The organism is Leclercia sp. M50, assembly GCF_037150775.1.
Taxonomy (GTDB): domain Bacteria; phylum Pseudomonadota; class Gammaproteobacteria; order Enterobacterales; family Enterobacteriaceae; genus Enterobacter.
Window position 1 is genome coordinate 1 of the sequence record NZ_JBBCPK010000059.1, and the last position, 18,127, is coordinate 18,127.

The window sequence follows — 18,127 nt, forward strand, 5'->3', positions numbered from 1 at the left end:
CGGTGTTCGATCGCGCGGCGTTAATGCTGATTTGCCTCTTTTTCCTCATTCGCATCCGCCTGTTCCGCGAGCTGCTGCATAAGTCTGCCCACTCGCCCCGGGAACTGCTGGCGGTCACTGCGATCTTTTCGATGTTTGCCCTGTTCAGTACCTGGTCCGGGGTACCGGTGGAAGGTTCCCTGGTTAATGTGCGGATCATCGCCGTGATGTCTGGCGGGATCCTGTTTGGCCCATGGGTCGGGATCATCACGGGCCTCATTGCCGGGACCCACCGTTACCTGATTGATATCGGCGGCGTGACTGCGGTTCCTTGCCTGATCACCAGCATTATCGCTGGCGTGCTGTCGGGGGCGATCAACCGCAAAGTCCCTAAGAAACAGCACTGGAAAGCGGGTATCATCGCCGGCATGCTCTGCGAAACCCTGACCATGATCCTGGTGGTGGCGTGGGCCCCCACCACGGCGCTGGGGCTGGATATCGTCTCAAAAATTGGTATTCCGATGATCCTCGGTAGCGTCTGCGTGGGCTTTATCGTGCTGCTGGTGCAGAGTGTGGAAGGCGAAAAAGAGGCCAGCGCCGCCCGGCAGGCCAAGCTGGCGCTGGATATTGCCAATAAGACGCTGCCGCTGTTTCGCGACATTAACGCTGAATCGCTGCGCCAGGTGTGCGATATCATCCGCCGCGACATTCACGCCGATGCGGTGGCCATAACCAATATTGACAGGGTGCTGGCCTACGTGGGCGTGGGTGAAGCAAACTACCGGGATAATGATGATACCATCAGCCCCACCACCCGCCAGGCAATCAGCGGCGGCAAGATCATCATTAAGAATAACGATGAGGCTCACCGCACCCCGGAGATCCACTCTATGCTTGTGATCCCGCTCTGGGAAAAAGGGGTGGTCACCGGCACGCTAAAAATTTACTACTGCCACGCGCACCAGATCACATCGACCTTACAGGAGATGGCGGTCGGGCTGTCACAGATTATCTCTACCCAGCTGGAGGTCTCCCGTGCCGAGCAGCTGCGGGAGATGGCAAACAAGGCAGAGCTGCGCGCCCTGCAGAGTAAAATTAACCCCCATTTTCTGTTCAATGCGCTGAACGCCATCTCCTCGTCGATCCGCCTGAATCCGGACACCGCCCGCCAGCTGATCTTCAATCTGTCGCGCTATCTGCGCTACAACATTGAGTTGAAAGACGACGAGCAGATCGACATCAAAAAAGAGCTTTATCAGATCAAAGATTACATCGCCATCGAACAGGCGCGGTTTGGCGATAAGCTTACCGTCATCTATGACATCGATGAAGAGGTGAACTGCGTGATCCCGAGCCTGCTGATCCAGCCGCTGGTGGAGAATGCCATTGTCCACGGCATTCAGCCGCGCAAGGGTAAAGGCGTGGTTACCATCAGCGTGGCCGAATGCGGTAACCGCGTGCGGGTGGCGGTGCGCGACACCGGCCACGGGATCGACCCGAAAGTGATTGAGCGGGTGGAGTCGAATGAGATGCCCGGCAATAAAATTGGTCTGCTCAATGTCCATCACCGCGTTAAGCTGCTCTATGGTGAAGGGCTACACATTCGCCGCCTTGAGCCGGGTACCGAGATCGCGTTTTATGTTCCTAACGAACGCGCCGCCGTTCATGCCCAGACGTTGTTGTTGCCTTAGAGGGAGTGACGCATGAAAGTCATCATTGTGGAAGATGAAATACTCGCCCAACAGGAGCTGAGCTGGCTGATTAAAGAACACAGCCAGATGGAGATCGTCGGCACCTTTGAGGATGGTCTGGACGTGCTGAAATTTCTGCAGCACAACCGGGTAGACGCCATATTTCTGGATATCAATATTCCCTCTCTGGACGGGGTACTGCTGGCGCAAAACATCAGCCAGTTTGCCAGTAAGCCGTTTATTATCTTTGTCACCGCGTGGAAAGAGCATGCGGTGGAGGCTTTCGAGCTGGAAGCGTTCGACTATATTCTTAAGCCGTACCAGGAGTCGCGGATTGTCAGCATGCTGCAGAAGCTGGAACACGCCTGGCACCAGCAGTCCGGCGCGGAACAGGTCGCGGCCTCACCGGTCATGCGCGAAAATGACACGATCAATTTGATCAAGGATGAACGCATCATCGTGACGCCGATGAACGATATCTATTATGCCGAAGCGCATGAGAAGATGACCTTCGTCTACACGCGCCGCGAGTCGTTCGTCATGCCGATGAACATCACCGAATTTTGCAGCAAGCTGCCGGCGAGCCACTTCTTCCGTTGCCATCGCTCTTTTTGCGTCAATCTGAACAAGATCCGCGAGATCGAACCCTGGTTCAACAACACCTACATTCTACGGCTGAAGGATCTCGATTTTCAGGTGCCGGTGAGTCGTAGCAAGGTGAAAGAGTTTCGCCAGCTGATGCACCTGTGAGGGGGATGCCCCGGTGAACAGACGTCACCGGGGAAGAGCCATTACAGTACCTGGCCCAGGGTCTGGCGCAGATGCGCGCCCGAGCCCAGCAGACCCGGATTGTCATGCACAATCAGGTACACCGGAATATCCCGGACATAATCGCGGAAGCGCCCCTTGTCTTCAAACCCGCCGCGGAAACCGGAGGATTTAAAGAAGTCGAGGAAGCGCGGTACGATCCCGCCCGCGATATAGACCCCACCAAAGGTGCTCAGATTCAGCGCCAGGTTGCCGCCAAAACGCCCCATGATGACGCAGAAGAGCGACAGCGCGCGACGGCAGTCGGTGCAGCTATCTTCCAGCGCGCGTTCGGTCACATCTTTCGGCTGTAGATTCTCCGGCAGACGGCCATCGGATTTCACAATCGCCCGGTAGAGGTTCACCAGGCCCGGACCCGAGAGCACCCGCTCTGCCGAGACGTGGCCGATCTCCGCGCGCAGCTCTTCGAGGATAATGCCCTCTTCTTCGCTGTTTGGGGCGAAATCGACATGTCCGCCTTCACCCGGCAGGCTGATCCAGCGCTTGTCGACATGTACCAGATGGGAAACCCCCAGGCCAGTGCCAGCGCCGTAGACGGCAATGGGCTTACCTTCAACCGGCTCGGTGCCGCCGAACTGGATCAGATGCTCCGGCTTTAACATCGGGATCGCCATCGATACCGCGGTAAAGTCGTTAATAATTTCCAGATGGGCAAAGCCGAGGTTGGCCTTCATTTCGGCGACAGAGAATGCCCAGGTGTGGTTGGTCATCGCCACCCAGTCGCCGGTAATCGGGCAGGCAATGGCGATACAGCCATCCTCAACGCTGACATCATGCTCCGTCAGATAGACACGAACCACCGCTTCCAGGCTGGGGTAATCCAGCCCGGAATAGGTTTTGGCGCGGGAGATTTCGCCGGTGTTGACGTCACATAACGCCAGACGCGCGTTAGTCCCCCCTACATCACCTACCAAAGCATACTTTGTCATTCTTCTACTGCTCCGCTAAAGTCAAAATAACTGTTTGGCACACTCTAAATTCAAGGCCCGTGAACAACAACGACCTGGATAAAAGCACCCCAGGATTATCGATCTTCATCACAGAATAACTTTACCGTTTCAGCACCATTTGCACTATTGCCATAAGGCTGAACGTGCAAAGTACAGACAGCTATTTTTAACAAGGAAATCATCATGCTCCATCCGCGAGCCAGAACGATGCTGCTGCTGGCCCCTCCTGCGCTGATTATTGGCGTTGCATCCAGCCTGATCCTGATTGTGATCATGAAGGTCGCCTCCGTGCTGCAGTCGGTTTTGTGGACCTCATTACCGGCTTCCCTCGGCCTTAACGCAAGCTCGCCGGTATGGGTTATTTTGATCCTGACGCTTACCGGTATCGTCGTAGGAGTGGTGATCCGCTACAGCCCGGGCCATGCCGGGCCAGATCCAGCCACTGAGCCGTTGATTGGCGCGCCGGTCAATGCCGCTGCCCTGCCCGGGTTGATTATCGCCCTGATTATTGGTCTGGCGGGCGGCGTCAGCCTTGGGCCTGAGCATCCTGTGATGGCGGTGAATATCGCCCTGGCCGTCGCCATAGGGGCGCGGGCCTTCCCCCGGGTAAACGCCCTTGACTGGACCATTCTCGCCTCTGCCGGCACCATCGGGGCGCTGTTCGGTACGCCTGTCGCGGCGGCGCTGATTTTTTCCCAGACCCTGAGCGGCAACACGGAGATCCCGCTCTGGGATCGTCTGTTCGCCCCGCTCTTATCCGCCGCCGCCGGAGCCCTGACCACCAGCCTGTTTTTTCATCCTCACTTCTCACTGCCCGTTGCCCACTACAGCCAGATGCAGATGGTGGATATTTTTAGCGGCGCGATCGTCGCCGCCTTCGCCATCGCGCTGGGGATGGTGGCGGTCTGGTGTCTGCCGCGCCTGCACCGTCTGATGCATCGTCTGAAGCACCCGGTACTTATTCTTGGCGCAGGCGGATTTATTCTGGGGATCCTTGGGGCAATCGGGGGCAACATCACTCTGTTTAAGGGGCTGGATGAGATGCAGCAGATGGCCTTCAGCCAGATCTTCAGCGTGTCGGATTATCTGCTCTTTGCGCTGATAAAACTGGCGGCGCTGGTAGTGGCTGCGGCCTGCGGTTTTCGCGGCGGGCGCATTTTCCCGGCGGTATTTGTCGGCGCGGCGCTGGGGTTGATGTTGCATGAGCATGTAGAGGCGGTTCCCCTGGCGATCACCATCTCCTGTTCGATTATGGGGCTGGTGCTGGTTGTCACCCGGGATGCGTGGCTAAGCCTGTTTATGGCGGCAGTGGTGGTGCCGGACACCACCCTGCTGCCGCTGCTCTGTATTGTGATGCTGCCCGCCTGGCTGCTGCTGGCGGGCAGACCGATGATGGCTGCCTGGAACGATGAGAAGTAATCAGGCGCTTTTGCGTGCTTCCAGCGCCTGGATAATGCCGCTCAGCAGCGGCGGAACGTCGGCTTTCGGCAACATCACCTCAATCAATGACAGCCGTTGTGGGTGCGCGACTCTCTCCAGCACCTCTTCCAGCTGCACCGTCTCGCTCACCCGCCAGCACTCGGCCTGACAATCCAGGCTGAGCGCCTGCGGGATCTGCGTCCAGTTCCACAGCGCTATGTCGTTATAGCGCTGGTTCGGACCATGAATGGCGCGCTCCACCGTATACCCTTCGTTATTCAGCACCATGATCACCGGGCGCTGCTTGTCCCGCAGCATGGAGCCCAGCTCCTGGATAGTGAGCTGCGCCGCGCCGTCGCCGGTAATGGCAATCACGCGACGATCCGGGCAGGCGGTCTGCGCACCGTAGGCGGCGGCCAGGGTGTAGCCAATCGATCCCCAGATCGGCTGCACGATAAAATTCACCTCATCCGGCAGACGCAGCGCGCCAGCCCCAAAGGCCGATGTTCCCTGGTCGGCGAGAATAATGTCCCCCGGACGAATATAGGTTTGCAGCGTTTTCCAGAAGCTGTCCTGGGTTAACGAACCGGGATGAACCGCATGAAGCTGTCTCGCCGGGCGCGGCGTATTGCCGGTTTGGGCATACTGATGGCAGAGGCTGGAAAGTACCTCAATGGCCTGGGTCATGGGGATCCCGGTGTACCAGACATCGCCTATGCGCGAGGCATGCGGCTGAACATCAATGGTCTGCTGATGGGTAAGTTTGTGGGTGAAGCCTGCGGTAAGCGTATCGGTAAAGCGCGTACCCACGCAGATCACGGTATCGGCGCCTTCAATGGCCTCGTTAACCTCGGCTGCGCTGGCGAATCCGCTGTAGGTGCCAGCAAAACCGGGTTTGCGCTCGTCAAAAATCCCTTTCCCCATCAGCATGGTGGCGTGGGCGATGGGCGTTTGGTCCACCCAGCGTTGCAGCTGATTTTTCAGGCCATAACGCAGGACCAGGAAGTCGGCCAGCAGCGCGGTGCGATCGCTCGCGGCCAGCCGTTTTTCTGCCGCCTGGCGGTAGGCGTCAAAACGGAAACTGTCGCTCTCATAAAGAGGGTTCATGAGGGTACTCACAGGCGGCGTGGCCGGTTTTTTTGCCACATCGGCAGGCAGCATAATATAGCCCGGACGGCGCTCCCGAAGCATCTGGGTCAGGACCCGGTCGATTTCATAGCAGGCATTTTGTTCGGTCAGGTGCGCCTGGGCGACGGTAACGGGCTCACTCATCTTATAGAAATGACGAAACTCACCGTCACCGAGCGTATGGTGCAGTAGCTCCCCTTTTTTCTGTGAGGCGCTGCCCGGGGCACCCACGATATGCAGAACCGGCACATGCTCGGCGAAACTGCCCGCGATACCGTTCATGGCGCTGAGCTCGCCTACCCCGAACGTTGTCAGCAGCGCAGCAAACCCTTTGCAGCGCGCATATCCATCGGCGGCATAGGCCGCATTTAATTCGTTGGCACAACCTACCCAGCCAATATCCGGGCTGGCGATAACGTGATCGAGAAACTGCAGATTGTAGTCGCCCGGCACGCCAAACAGATGATCGGCACCACAATCTGTAAGACGGTCCAGCAGGTAATCGGCGACGGTGTAGGGGGTTTGCATGACAGTTATCCTTATAATGTTGACTTCAGTTTGAGTATTGAAGAAGCGTGATAGCTGTCCAGGAATGGCGATAAACTGCCCATGGAAATAATGCTTTACGTATTTTCGCGAGGTAATCTGCCTGCCTGACGTTTAGTGTAAACGTATACACTGAATGACATTCTGACGCAGAGGGGCAAGACTCATGGTTTATCAGGCGAATCAAAACCGTTACCAGTCAATGAATTATCAACGATGCGGGCAAAGTGGTCTTAAGCTCCCTGCCATCTCCCTGGGGCTGTGGCACAACTTTGGCGACGCCACATTGATCGAAAACAGCCGTCAACTTTTACATCGTGCCTTCGATGTGGGGATTACGCACTTCGACCTTGCCAATAACTACGGTCCACCGCCGGGTTCCGCAGAACGTAACTTTGGACGAATCTTGCAGGAAGATTTCAGCGCCTGGCGCGATGAACTCATCATCTCGACCAAGGCGGGCTATACCATGTGGGAGGGCCCTTACGGCGACTGGGGCTCGCGTAAGTATCTGATTGCCAGCCTCGATCAGAGCCTGAAACGGATGGGCCTGGAGTATGTCGATATCTTCTATCATCACCGTCCGGACCCGGAAACGCCGTTGAAAGAGACGATGAAAGCGTTAGACCACATCGTGCGCCAGGGCAAGGCACTGTACGTTGGGCTATCCAACTATCCGGCAGAGCTGGCTCGCCAGGCCATTGAGATCCTCGATGATTTAGACACGCCCTGCCTTATCCATCAGCCGAAATATTCGATGTTTGAACGCACCCCGGAAGCGGGCTTACTGGGCATCCTGAAGGATAAAGGGGTGGGCTGCATCGCCTTTTCGCCGCTCGCCGGGGGCCAGCTGACCGACCGCTATCTTAACGGTATTCCGGCAGATTCCCGTGCCGCCAGCGGGAGCCGGTTCCTCAATCCGGATCAGCTCACCGAAGAGAAGCTGGCGAAAGTGCGTCAGCTTAACGCCCTGGCGGAACGCCGCAACCAGAAGCTATCGCAGATGGCGCTGGCCTGGGTATTACATCAGGAGGCCGTCACCTCGGTGCTGATTGGCGCCAGCAAAACGGCGCAAATTGATGATGCTGTGGGAATGCTGGCGAACCGTCACTTCACGCCTGAGGAACTGAACGAAATCGACGGAATTCTGAATAGTGTAAATTAAAAGCGCTTTTAGCAAAAAGTGCTACGCCTTCTGAATTAGGAGTTAAAGCGATTATCCGGGGCTTTACCGCCCCTTAATATTGCGTTAACAAGCCGATTACGGCTCCGATCGTGAAGGAGAAAAACCATGTTCAGGTCTCTGATTCTTGCAGCAGTATTACTGGCTTCAGCCCCGCTGGTCGCTAATGCTGGCGAAATCACCCTGTTGCCATCCATAAAATTACAAATTGGCGATCGTGATAATTATGGTAACTACTGGGACGGCGGCGGCTGGCGTGACCGCGACTACTGGCGCCGACATTATGAATGGCGCGGCAACCGCTGGCACAGACATGATAACGGCTACCATCGTGGCTGGGATAAACGCAAAGCCTATGAGCGTGGCTACCGCGCAGGCTGGAGCGATCGTGACGATCATCGAGGCCCACGCGGTCGTGGTCATGGTCATGGCGGGCACGGTCACCGTCACTGATACGAAAAAGGCGCCTTCCGGCGCCTTTTTTACAATCCCAATGCGGTCCCGATAAGTAGCCACAGATTCAGCGCCACCACCAGAACCACGATCGCCCACCCCGTCCGTCTCACCGCCTTACTGTTAACCAGATCGCCCATCAGCTTCTTGTCACTGGTGAACACCAGCAGCGGCACCAACGCCAGCGCAATACCAAAACTGAGCAGCACCTGGCTCATCACCAGAATGCGGGTCGGATCCAGTCCCATCAGGATCACCACAAACGACGGCAGCATCGTGATCGAACGGCGCACCCATAAAGGAATGTGGAAGCGCACAAATCCCTGCATCACCACCTGCCCTGCCAGCGTGCCTACCACGGTGGAAGAGAGACCCGCTGCCACCAGGCTCAGGCCAAAAATGGTCGCCGCCGCGTGACTCAGCAGCGGTTCCAGCGTCAGGTACGCCTGATCCAGATCGGCGACGCCGGTATGGCCGTTGAAATGGAATGCCGCTGCGGCGGTGGCCATCATCGCCAGGTTAACAAACCCGGCAATGGTCATAGCGATGGCGACGTCCCACTTTGTCGCGGAGTAGCGCTCATGCCGTGAACCGCCATGCAGGTTCTGGGTCAGCGAGGAGTGCAGATAGATCACGTGCGGCATAATGGTCGCGCCCAGTACCCCGGCCGCAAGGAACACCGCTTCGGTGGTAGGCAGACTTGGGATCGCCATTCCTTTACCCAGTTGAACCAGATCCGGCTGGGAGAAGATGAGCTCAACAATGTAGGCTGCCGCCACAAACAGCAGCAGGCCGCCAATTACTTTCTCCAGCGGTTTCTGCCCGCGTCGTTGCAGCATCAGAATAAGGAAGGTGGCGATACCGGTTAATACCGCGCCCTGCAACAGCGATACGCCGAGGATCAGCTTAAAGCCGATCGCCGCGCCGATAAATTCTGCCAGGTCGGTCGCCATGGCAATAATCTCCGCCTGCACCCAGTAGAACCAGACCAGCGGACGCGGATAGTGGTCGCGGATCTGCTCCGCGAGATTTTTACCGGTGGCAATGCCCAGTTTTGCTGACAGCACCTGGATCATCATCGCCATCAGGTTGGCCCAGACCACCACCCACAAGAGTTTGTAGCCGAAGCTGGCTCCGGCCTGGATGTTGGTCGCAAAATTACCGGGATCGATATAGCCAATGGCCGCAATAAACGCAGGTCCCATTAATGCGAACCGCATTTTGCGTGCAGCTCTGCCACTGCTACTCTCATCAACGCGACTGTTGCTCATTTTTGCCTCAGTAATATAGCCTTTGCTATGTTAAATGCTATCAAAATGCGAATGATTATCAAGTTCATTTAAAAGGATTATCGTGATTGCAGTGATAGCGAAGAACAATTAGCAGGCTGGAATGAAGTATTGATAGCGGGCAAAAGCACGCGCCTTTGTGAAGCGTAGCACACAAACTTAACTTTTAACTCATTTACATAACATAACAAAAATGTATCGTATGTCACTATTTTTGAAACTCGTCACAGGACTCAACGATAGTGTGGCTTTGATCTCGTTTTCTTTACGCTTGTTTCATAGAATGTGCAGCGAAATTAAACCTGCCTCATATTTGGAGCAAATATGGACCGCGTCCTACATTTTGTCCTGGCACTTGTTGTCGTTGCCGTGCTTGCGTTGCTGGTCAGCAGCGATCGCAAAAAGATCCGCATTCGCTATGTCATTCAGTTACTTGTTATTGAAGTATTGCTCGCCTGGTTCTTCCTGAACTCAGACGTGGGGCTGGGCTTTGTAAAAGGCTTCTCCGAGATGTTTGAAAAACTGCTCGGATTCGCCAATGAAGGGACCAACTTCGTGTTCGGTAAAATGAACGATGAAGGTCTGGCATTCTTCTTCCTGAAAGTGTTGTGCCCAATCGTCTTTATCTCTGCCCTGATCGGTATCCTGCAGCACATTCGCATTCTGCCGATTGTCATCCGCGCTATTGGTACCGTGCTGTCTAAAGTGAACGGCATGGGCAAACTGGAATCTTTCAACGCCGTAAGTTCCCTGATCCTCGGTCAGTCTGAGAACTTCATCGCCTATAAAGATATCCTTAGCAAAATGTCCCGCAACCGCATGTACACCATGGCGGCAACGGCAATGTCTACCGTTTCCATGTCTATCGTGGGCGCGTATATGACCATGCTTGAGCCTAAATATGTGGTGGCTGCGCTGGTACTGAACATGTTCAGCACCTTTATCGTTCTGTCACTGATTAACCCGTACCGCGTGGACGAAAGTGAAGAGAATCTGCAGATGGCGAATCTGCACGAAGGTCAGAGCTTCTTCGAAATGCTGGGTGAATACATCCTGGCAGGCTTCAAAGTGGCGGTGATTGTTGCCGCGATGCTGATCGGCTTTATCGCCCTGATCTCCGCGCTGAATGCCCTGTTTGCTGCCGTACTGGGTATCTCCTTCCAGGGGATTCTGGGTTACATCTTCTACCCGGTAGCCTGGGTGATGGGTGTGCCAGCCAGCGAAGCGCTGCAGGTGGGCAGTATTATGGCGACCAAACTGGTTTCTAACGAATTCGTCGCGATGATGGATCTGCAGAAAATCGCCGGTAGCCTCTCCCCGCGCGCCGAAGGCATTCTCTCCGTCTTCCTGGTTTCATTCGCTAACTTCTCTTCCATCGGTATCATCGCCGGTGCGATTAAAGGCCTGAACGAAGAGCAAGGTAACGTGGTTTCCCGCTTCGGTCTGAAACTGGTCTACGGTTCTACGCTGGTCAGCGTCCTGTCAGCGTCCATCGCTGCACTGGTACTGTAATCAGCATAAAAAAACCGGGGATAACGCCCCGGTTTTTTTTCGCCTGTCATTCGCTGAGCGGTTGCGGTTTGCCGATCAGATATCCCTGTAAATAGTCCACTCCCGAGGCGAGCAACTTTTCCCGCTGCGCTTCCGTTTCGACAAACTCCGCCACCACGCACAGCGACCGGGTCTTTGCCAGGTTACAGATGGATTTCACAATCATCGCATCCATGCTGTCGCTGCAAATATCCTTCACAAAGCAGCCGTCGATCTTGATGATATCCGCCTGCAGGCGCTTGAGTCGTTCGTAATTGGCGTACCCGGTACCGAAGTCGTCGATAGCAATTTTAAAGCCATACTGACGCAGCTGCTGAATGTTAGCGATACTGACTTCCGAATTGGAGAACGCCTGCTCTTCGGTCACCTCAATAATAACCGTCTGCGGCTTCACGCTGTAGCGTTCAAACAGTGCAATGATCTCTGACGCAACCTCTTTTTGCATCAGCGTCAACGGCATCAGATTCACCGAGAAACGCGCGCAGCACCCCTGTGCAGGATGATCCTGCAGCCATACCAGCAGTGCTTCAACCACGCTGATATCGAAGCGTCGGCTCAGGTTAAATTGCGCCACCAGGGGCAGAAATCTGTCGGGCGTAAGGAGTTCGCCCTCGCTCTCCAGTCGCGAGAGGATTTCATGGTAGCCCACGCCATCGGCTCTCTGAATGGGTTGTGCATACAGACGCAGCCCCCCCTCATCCAGAGCGCGTTTGATCCGGCTCAGCATCAGCACACGCTCCGTCGTCTGGCCCGAAACCGTCTCAAAGCTGTTATTCAACGACAGAACCTGATTCGCCGAGCAGGCCTTTTCTGCCAGCCAGCTTAGCTGGCCCAGCGTGTGGTACAGGCTCTCACCCCCGTTAGATTCCACACCGCCCCAGGCGCCGCCAAACTCAATATCCATGCCGATATTGTTCCAGTAAATTTTGCGGCTGTTGAGATAATCAGTAATGTGCTGCAGGCGCGCTCCGGTTTCCGGGCCGCTAAGCACCACCACCAGCTCATTACCCGGGATTTGAAAAACCTGTTCGTTGACCATCAGCAACGGCTGCAGCTGGCGAATAATGTCCCGTTTACACTGCACGCGCATCATCAGGCCGTAATGACGGCTCAGAAACTCCAGGTTGTCCATGCGTAAACAGCACAGGGTGATATCCCTGTTGCCCTTCATAAAGCATTCCAGCGCGCGCAGATTACGCAGCCCGGTTAATGGATCGACCAGCGCCCTCTCCTGCCAGCCACGTTTGAGCCATTGACTGCGCTGAAAAATGCGGGACATATAAGCCAGACAAATTGCGAAGGAGATCAGCACCGACAGCACAAACGCCAGTGAATAACCGTTCTGTACGCCCTGTAGAAAATTGCTGTTGTAGGTAAGCAGCAGCAAAGCGCTTAGCGCCCAGCCCAACGCGATGAAAGGATAGCGAAATCGAGTGACCCCTAAGGTGAATAAAATGAATATGACGGGAACCAGGTAGCCTGCAATGATATCGGAGGTAAAAGGTACACAGAGCAGCAAGAGGAAAGCAACAAGCGTGAGAAGTAATGCGGATGTAAATAACCTGTTGCGAAATGAAAATGAATTATGAATATTGCGCCGCCAGAAAGCGCGCGCATAATGGGGATTGATAATCATCCTTAAGGGATAATAGAACAACATGGTAAAAATCAGAACCGCACAAATCAGGCTTTGAATATCGACTATATGGTAAATAACCGAGCCGCGGTCGCAGAAATTCGCAAGGGTAATCGGAAAATCACATAAATAACCGGCCAGATACATTGAGAGTTTGGTGGCTAGCGGCAGGATAAATCCCAGCCAGAAAATGCGCGCGCCGATAAAGCGATTGGGTACGTGATAACGCCAGCGCGTTCCAAGTTGCCATCGCAAGATCCCACAGACCACCAGCGTACTAAATACCTGACAAAATAATAAGATAGCAACCTGCCCTGGCGTTAAATCTAAATTCCATTCGTTAATGATGGCAAAACTGATGATGATTGGAAGAATAGCCTGACGACCAAATAAGAGTATCATCGCCAGCATGACGCTCAGCGGCATCCATGCCAGATAAACTTCAAAACCATCAATAACAGACTTCGGTGAAATAAGGCGGGAGAAAGGAATGACAACCAGACATAACACCAGAGCGAGCGAGAAGCGCTTTACGTCAATAGTAAACTTAATATTCATTAATTTTATTAAACAGTTTATCTGGCGTTATTAAATTCACAATAATAATAATTTCTTTATGCAGGTGATTCAACTTAAGGTCCAGGAAATAGCATTTCCTGTTCAGGAGTAAACCTGAATAAGATTTATTTACAGAATTATGAGGAGAGACAGGAAACGGTATCGCGGGCATAAAAAAACCCCCGCCGTCTGGCGAGGGTTAATATTTTGGTGGAGCTAAGCGGGATCGAACCGCTGACCTCTTGCATGCCATGCAAGCGCTCTCCCAGCTGAGCTATAGCCCCACAGTATTCTTTACGCACCAGACTCTGTTGGGTTCAGAGTTTGGTGGAGCTAAGCGGGATCGAACCGCTGACCTCTTGCATGCCATGCAAGCGCTCTCCCAGCTGAGCTATAGCCCCATCGCGTAAAGCGTGTCGTGTTGACGGGCGGCATCATATGAATTCCATTGCTGAGTGTCAACGGCAAATTCTCACACTGTGGTTCAATCGCTGAAAATTCATGCAAATGAATCACATTGCGAGAGTGCTCGCAGCCATGAGTTAATCTTGTCACGTTTTCCAGTAAAAGGGTGTTATAAAATGACTCACTAATTAACCACACTCTTACTCAGGAAATTGCATGATCAAGGAACGAATGACGCCAGAAGAGTTGGCCCGACTCACTGGCTATAGCCGACAGACCATCAATAAGTGGGTGCGGAAAGAGGGTTGGTCCACATCGCCAAAACCCGGCGTCCAGGGCGGTAAAGCACGTCTGGTCCATGTGAATGAGAAAGTTCGGGAGTTTATCCGCAACGCACGCAGAGCCCCGGATGTGGCCGCATCGCCGGAGATCTACCCTGAGAACTCGCTACAGGCCCTGCTGATTACGCTGGCCAATGAAATGACACCCACAGAGCAGAAACAATTGACCTCTTTATTACTCCGGGAAGGGATTACCGGTTTGTTGCAACGTTTAGGGATCCGCGATCAGAACTGATATGAAAAGATTACGTAGCAAAATGACAACCGAGGAGCTTGCGGAAACGCTGGGCGTCGCCAGGCAAACCGTTAACCGTTGGGTGCGCAATAATGGCTGGAAAACGGAAGGCATTAACGGCGTAAAAGGTGGGCGGGCGCGCCTGATTCATATAGATGCGCAGGTACGCGAGCACATCATGAACATCCCCGCCATTCGTAAACGGCAGGCCCTCTTTCAGTTGGCGGAGACCTCGGCCAGCTATGGTAATGGGCAACCCGTTGCCGTGCTGCGGCAGATTACGGATGCACTGGAGAAGATGACCCCACCTGAGCAGGAGCGGCTGGCCGTTTTGCTGGCGCGCGAGGGAATAGAGGGTTTTCTGGTGCGGCTGAACATTCATCAGTCAGCGCAATAAAAAAACGGCAGGGAAACCTGCCGTTTTATTTTTTACGTTCTGGTTACTGCTGGCTTTCGCGTTCAGCAATAAACGCCAGCGCTCTGTTGATGCGCGCCACGCTGCGGGTTTTGCCAATGGCGTGTACGGTAACGTCCAGTGCCGGAGACTGACCCGCACCGGTGACCGCCACACGCAGCGGCATACCCACTTTACCCATACCGACTTCCAGCTCATCCGCTGTCGCCTGAATGGCATGATGCACATTCTCAGCGCTCCAGTCGGTAATGGCTGCCAGCTTGTCGCGAACCACTTCCAGCGGCTGACGCGCAACCGGACGCAGGTGCTTCTTCGCCGCATCAGCATCAAACTCGTCATACTCCTCATAGAAGTAACGGCAGTTTTCCGCGATCTCTTTCAGGGTCTTACAACGTTCACCCAGCAGTTTGATCAAATCGGCAAGCTGTGGACCGTTGCGGGTATCAATATTTGCCTGCTCAATGTGCCACTGCAGCTGGGTCGCAACATACTCTGGCGGCAGGGTATTGATGTAGTGGTGGTTCAGCCACAGCAGTTTATCGGTATTGAACGCACTTGCAGACTTACCCACCGCACTCAGGGAGAAGAGCTGGATCATCTCTTCGCGGCTAAAGATCTCCTGATCGCCATGGGACCAGCCCAGACGCACCAGGTAGTTCAGCAGCGCTTCCGGCAGGTAGCCGTCGTCACGGTACTGCATGACGCTGACTGCACCGTGGCGTTTAGACAGTTTTTTACCGTCGTCACCGTTGATCATAGAGACGTGGGCGTAAACCGGTACCGGCGCATTCAGCGCTTTAAGGATGTTGATCTGACGTGGGGTGTTGTTGATATGGTCTTCGCCACGCACCACGTGGGTGATCGCCATATCCCAGTCATCCACCACGACGCAGAAGTTATAGGTTGGTGAACCATCGGTACGGCGGATAATCAGATCGTCCAGCTCCTGGTTGCTGAATTCGATCGGGCCGCGGATCTGATCGTCAAAAATGACTGAACCTTCCTGCGGGTTAGCGAAACGCACTACGCACGGTTCATCCGCAGCGTGATGTGAATGGTCATGGCGGCAGCGACCGTCGTAACGTGGTTTTTCGTTATTCGCCATCTGCTCTTCACGCAGCGCTTCCAGGCGCTCTTTCGAGCAGTAGCACTTATATGCAGTGCCCGCTTCAAGCATGTCATCAATTACGGCGTTGTAGCGATCAAAACGTTTAGTCTGGAAAAAGGGGCCTTCGTCCCAATCCAGATTGAGCCAGTTCATACCATCCATAATGGCTTCGATTGCTTCCGGCGTGGAGCGTTCGAGATCGGTATCTTCGATACGCAGCACAAACTCACCGCCCTGGTTGCGAGCAAACAGCCAGGAATAGAGAGCAGTACGCGCACCGCCGACGTGCAGGTAGCCTGTCGGGCTTGGCGCGAAGCGAGTTTTGATTTTCATGAAGTGGCCTTACAGTGATAAAGATGCCGACAACCGGCATATCCTGGAAACTAAAGTGGGCAATATTCTATCACTCCAGCCTGATTCCTCAATCTTGTTACTGTCAGATCGTTCTCTGTAGCCGTTTTTGTTTAGAAATCATGCACCACAGGCGGTTTTGCGATCGTTTTGTTTAATTTTACGACGAACAAACAAAATCTTTAGAAAAGGCGTTGACTCATTTTCAACTCTCCCTATAATGCGACTCCACACAGCGGGGGTGATTAGCTCAGCTGGGAGAGCACCTCCCTTACAAGGAGGGGGTCGGCGGTTCGAACCCGTCATCACCCACCAACTACTTTATGTAGTCTCCGCCGTGTAGCAAGAAATTGAGAAGTGGGTGATTAGCTCAGCTGGGAGAGCACCTCCCTTACAAGGAGGGGGTCGGCGGTTCGATCCCGTCATCACCCACCACTTTCTCGCCAGCTGGATTTCTTGCAGTAGTAAATGAAGTACCGAAGTGGGTGATTAGCTCAGCTGGGAGAGCACCTCCCTTACAAGGAGGGGGTCGGCGGTTCGATCCCGTCATCACCCACCACTTCGGGTCGTTAGCTCAGTTGGTAGAGCAGTTGACTTTTAATCAATTGGTCGCAGGTTCGAATCCTGCACGACCCACCAATGTAAAAAGGCGCCCTAAAGGCGCCTTTTTGCTATCTGCGATATTAACGATTCGAACCTGTAACTTCATCCCTACTACTTCAGGTAGCGCTCCTCAAGCCCTTCAATTTTCTGCCGATATCTCTTTTTTAGGCAAGAGACTATCGTCATGACAACCATTCAGACATCCACCCCGTCCGTACAAACCCAAAGCAGCGGCAGCAGCAGTTCCGCCGGCAATGACCTTGCGTCGCAAATCAGCCGCCTCACCTCACAAATCACTAAACTGACCAAACAGCTGAAAGAGGTCGCCAACGGCAGCGGCTCGGTGGAAGAGAAAAAAAAGCAGCAGGAGCTGCTGCAGAACCAAATCAAAATGTTGCAGGCTCAGCTCCAGCAGTTGCAGCGCCGCCAGGCAGAAGAAGCTCAGCAGAAGCAGGATAAACAGCAGGCTAAAGTGGAAGGCGTTAACTCCCCTTCCGCTGAACACCAGATTGATATCTACGTTTAACGGTTTTCTGGGTTAAAAAGCGGATCGCGTATGCGGGCCTGCGTCAGCCGCTTCGCCTGCATGCGTACCACTTCCCACAGTGCCTGGGCGGCCCCCGAAAGCGAGCGATTTTTACGACGAACCAGCATCAGCTTCCGTTCGATGATTGGAGTGAAACGTTTTACCGTCAGACGACTCCCCTGCGGCAACGGGAGCGCCAGCGCGGGCAGCACGCTAATTCCGATCCCGGCTTCCACCATTGGAAAGAGCGTGGCGGGATGACCAATCTCCTGCACAATCGTCGCCCTTACCTGCTGCTCTGCCAGAGCCGCATCAATGAGTGGCCGACTGCCAGAGGCGTAATCCTGTAACACCAGTTTGGCACCCTGAAGCGACTGCCATGTCACCTGCTCCAGAGCAGCAAGGGGATCGTCGTCCCGGCACAGCAATAAGAAAGGCTCAGAGAGCACCTCTTCACACTCCAGATCGCTAACCGGCCCCGGATCGATAACGATACCGAAATCCACCTCTCCCAGGCGGATGCTCTCCAGAACCCACTGCTGCGGCCGGTCATGGAGCACAAAATTGATATCCGGATACTGATGATTACTTTGCGCGATACAGTGTGGAATTAAATGCGCCGAAATGGTCTGGCTGGCGGCAACCCTTACTGTTCCGGAGAGCTGTTGCCCTACTCTGCCTGCATCCCGTAGCGTGCTGGTAAGTTCATCCAGCAATCTTTCCAGACGCGCGGCCAGCTGTTGCCCCGCCTCTGTTAACACCACCTCACGGGTGGTGCGGTCGATAAGCCGCACGCCGGTCTGTAACTCCAGCTCTTTCACGCTATGGCTCACCGCCGACTGGCTCAGGCCGATCATCGTCCCCGCGCGGCTGAAACTTTTCGCCTGCGCGACGGTAACAAATATACGAAGTTGCCGCAGAGAGTAATTCAT

Annotated in this window: 15 protein-coding genes and 6 tRNA genes; 13 read left to right on the forward strand and 8 right to left on the reverse strand. The window is 54.4% G+C overall.

Going from position 1 to position 18,127, the window contains the following annotated elements; genetic code table 11:
• The first annotated feature begins 2 nt into the window (after nt 1–2).
• The gene (locus WFM46_RS14955) at nt 3–1,670 is read left to right on the forward strand and encodes a sensor histidine kinase (protein ID WP_336997936.1); all 1,668 of its coding nucleotides are present in this window, start codon (nt 3–5) and stop codon (nt 1,668–1,670) included.
• Nucleotides 1,671–1,682: 12 nt separating this feature from the next.
• Nucleotides 1,683–2,420 (forward strand): LytR/AlgR family response regulator transcription factor, encoded by a 738-nt coding sequence (locus tag WFM46_RS14960; RefSeq protein WP_336997937.1) that lies wholly within the window; start codon nt 1,683–1,685, stop codon nt 2,418–2,420.
• A gap of 41 nt (nt 2,421–2,461) precedes the next feature.
• Here the strand turns inward: WFM46_RS14960 and glk are convergent, their stop codons facing one another.
• On the reverse strand, nt 2,462–3,427 hold the full coding sequence (glk, locus tag WFM46_RS14965) for a glucokinase (protein WP_103180613.1): 966 nt from the start codon (nt 3,425–3,427) through the stop codon (nt 2,462–2,464).
• 204 nt (nt 3,428–3,631) lie between these two features.
• Between glk and WFM46_RS14970 the strand changes: the two genes are divergently transcribed.
• Nucleotides 3,632–4,867, forward strand: a complete 1,236-nt coding sequence (locus WFM46_RS14970; RefSeq protein WP_336997938.1) for an ion channel protein — start codon at nt 3,632–3,634, stop codon at nt 4,865–4,867.
• Here WFM46_RS14970 and ipdC read toward each other — a convergent pair whose 3' ends face one another.
• On the reverse strand, nt 4,868–6,523 hold the full coding sequence (gene ipdC, locus WFM46_RS14975) for an indolepyruvate decarboxylase (RefSeq protein ID WP_336997939.1): 1,656 nt from the start codon (nt 6,521–6,523) through the stop codon (nt 4,868–4,870).
• Between the two features lie 184 nt (nt 6,524–6,707).
• Here ipdC and mgrA point away from each other — a divergent pair, with 184 nt between their 5' ends.
• Together mgrA and ypeC are read left to right on the forward strand one after the other, a co-directional pair.
• The gene (mgrA, locus tag WFM46_RS14980) at nt 6,708–7,706 is read left to right on the forward strand and encodes an L-glyceraldehyde 3-phosphate reductase (RefSeq protein ID WP_336997940.1); all 999 of its coding nucleotides are present in this window, start codon (nt 6,708–6,710) and stop codon (nt 7,704–7,706) included.
• A gap of 126 nt (nt 7,707–7,832) precedes the next feature.
• Complete coding sequence (gene ypeC, locus WFM46_RS14985) at nt 7,833–8,177, forward strand: DUF2502 domain-containing protein YpeC (RefSeq protein WP_103180619.1); 345 nt, start codon at nt 7,833–7,835, stop codon at nt 8,175–8,177.
• A gap of 29 nt (nt 8,178–8,206) precedes the next feature.
• Here ypeC and WFM46_RS14990 read toward each other — a convergent pair whose 3' ends face one another.
• Complete coding sequence (locus tag WFM46_RS14990; protein WP_103180621.1) at nt 8,207–9,448, reverse strand: Nramp family divalent metal transporter; 1,242 nt, start codon at nt 9,446–9,448, stop codon at nt 8,207–8,209.
• 342 nt (nt 9,449–9,790) lie between these two features.
• Between WFM46_RS14990 and WFM46_RS14995 the strand changes: the two genes are divergently transcribed.
• Nucleotides 9,791–10,978, forward strand: a complete 1,188-nt coding sequence (locus tag WFM46_RS14995; RefSeq protein ID WP_103180623.1) for a NupC/NupG family nucleoside CNT transporter — start codon at nt 9,791–9,793, stop codon at nt 10,976–10,978.
• Nucleotides 10,979–11,024: 46 nt separating this feature from the next.
• On the opposite strand, the gene WFM46_RS15000 is transcribed toward WFM46_RS14995, so the two are convergent.
• The 3 genes from WFM46_RS15000 to WFM46_RS15010 form a co-directional block, all read right to left on the reverse strand.
• Nucleotides 11,025–13,211, reverse strand: a complete 2,187-nt coding sequence (locus WFM46_RS15000) for an EAL domain-containing protein (protein ID WP_336997941.1) — start codon at nt 13,209–13,211, stop codon at nt 11,025–11,027.
• A gap of 208 nt (nt 13,212–13,419) precedes the next feature.
• Nucleotides 13,420–13,495, reverse strand: a tRNA-Ala gene (locus tag WFM46_RS15005).
• A gap of 41 nt (nt 13,496–13,536) precedes the next feature.
• Nucleotides 13,537–13,612: transfer RNA gene (locus WFM46_RS15010), tRNA-Ala, on the reverse strand.
• A gap of 220 nt (nt 13,613–13,832) precedes the next feature.
• Between WFM46_RS15010 and WFM46_RS15015 the strand changes: the two genes are divergently transcribed.
• Nucleotides 13,833–14,192, forward strand: a complete 360-nt coding sequence (locus WFM46_RS15015) for a YfeC-like transcriptional regulator (protein ID WP_103180626.1) — start codon at nt 13,833–13,835, stop codon at nt 14,190–14,192.
• 1 nt (nt 14,193) lies between these two features.
• Nucleotides 14,194–14,589, forward strand: a complete 396-nt coding sequence (locus WFM46_RS15020) for a YfeC-like transcriptional regulator (RefSeq protein ID WP_103180628.1) — start codon at nt 14,194–14,196, stop codon at nt 14,587–14,589.
• Between the two features lie 43 nt (nt 14,590–14,632).
• Here the strand turns inward: WFM46_RS15020 and gltX are convergent, their stop codons facing one another.
• Nucleotides 14,633–16,048, reverse strand: coding sequence for a glutamate--tRNA ligase (gene gltX / locus WFM46_RS15025; protein WP_336997942.1), 1,416 nt, complete (start codon nt 16,046–16,048; stop codon nt 14,633–14,635).
• A gap of 257 nt (nt 16,049–16,305) precedes the next feature.
• Here gltX and WFM46_RS15030 point away from each other — a divergent pair.
• The 5 genes from WFM46_RS15030 to WFM46_RS15050 all read left to right on the forward strand — a co-directional run bounded on the left by WFM46_RS15030 (nt 16,306) and on the right by WFM46_RS15050 (nt 17,195).
• Nucleotides 16,306–16,381 (forward strand) — tRNA-Val (locus tag WFM46_RS15030).
• Between the two features lie 44 nt (nt 16,382–16,425).
• Nucleotides 16,426–16,501, forward strand: a tRNA-Val gene (locus tag WFM46_RS15035).
• A 48-nt stretch (nt 16,502–16,549) separates the two neighbouring features.
• A tRNA-Val gene (locus WFM46_RS15040) sits at nt 16,550–16,625 on the forward strand.
• 4 nt (nt 16,626–16,629) lie between these two features.
• Nucleotides 16,630–16,705, forward strand: a tRNA-Lys gene (locus WFM46_RS15045).
• Between the two features lie 148 nt (nt 16,706–16,853).
• Entirely contained in the window at nt 16,854–17,195 is a 342-nt protein-coding gene (locus WFM46_RS15050) for a FlxA-like family protein (protein ID WP_336997943.1), read from the forward strand.
• Here the strand turns inward: WFM46_RS15050 and WFM46_RS15055 are convergent.
• Nucleotides 17,192–18,127 (reverse strand): LysR family transcriptional regulator, encoded by a 936-nt coding sequence (locus WFM46_RS15055; protein WP_159340073.1) that lies wholly within the window; start codon nt 18,125–18,127, stop codon nt 17,192–17,194. The two genes, WFM46_RS15050 and WFM46_RS15055, sit on opposite strands and share 4 nt — an antisense overlap.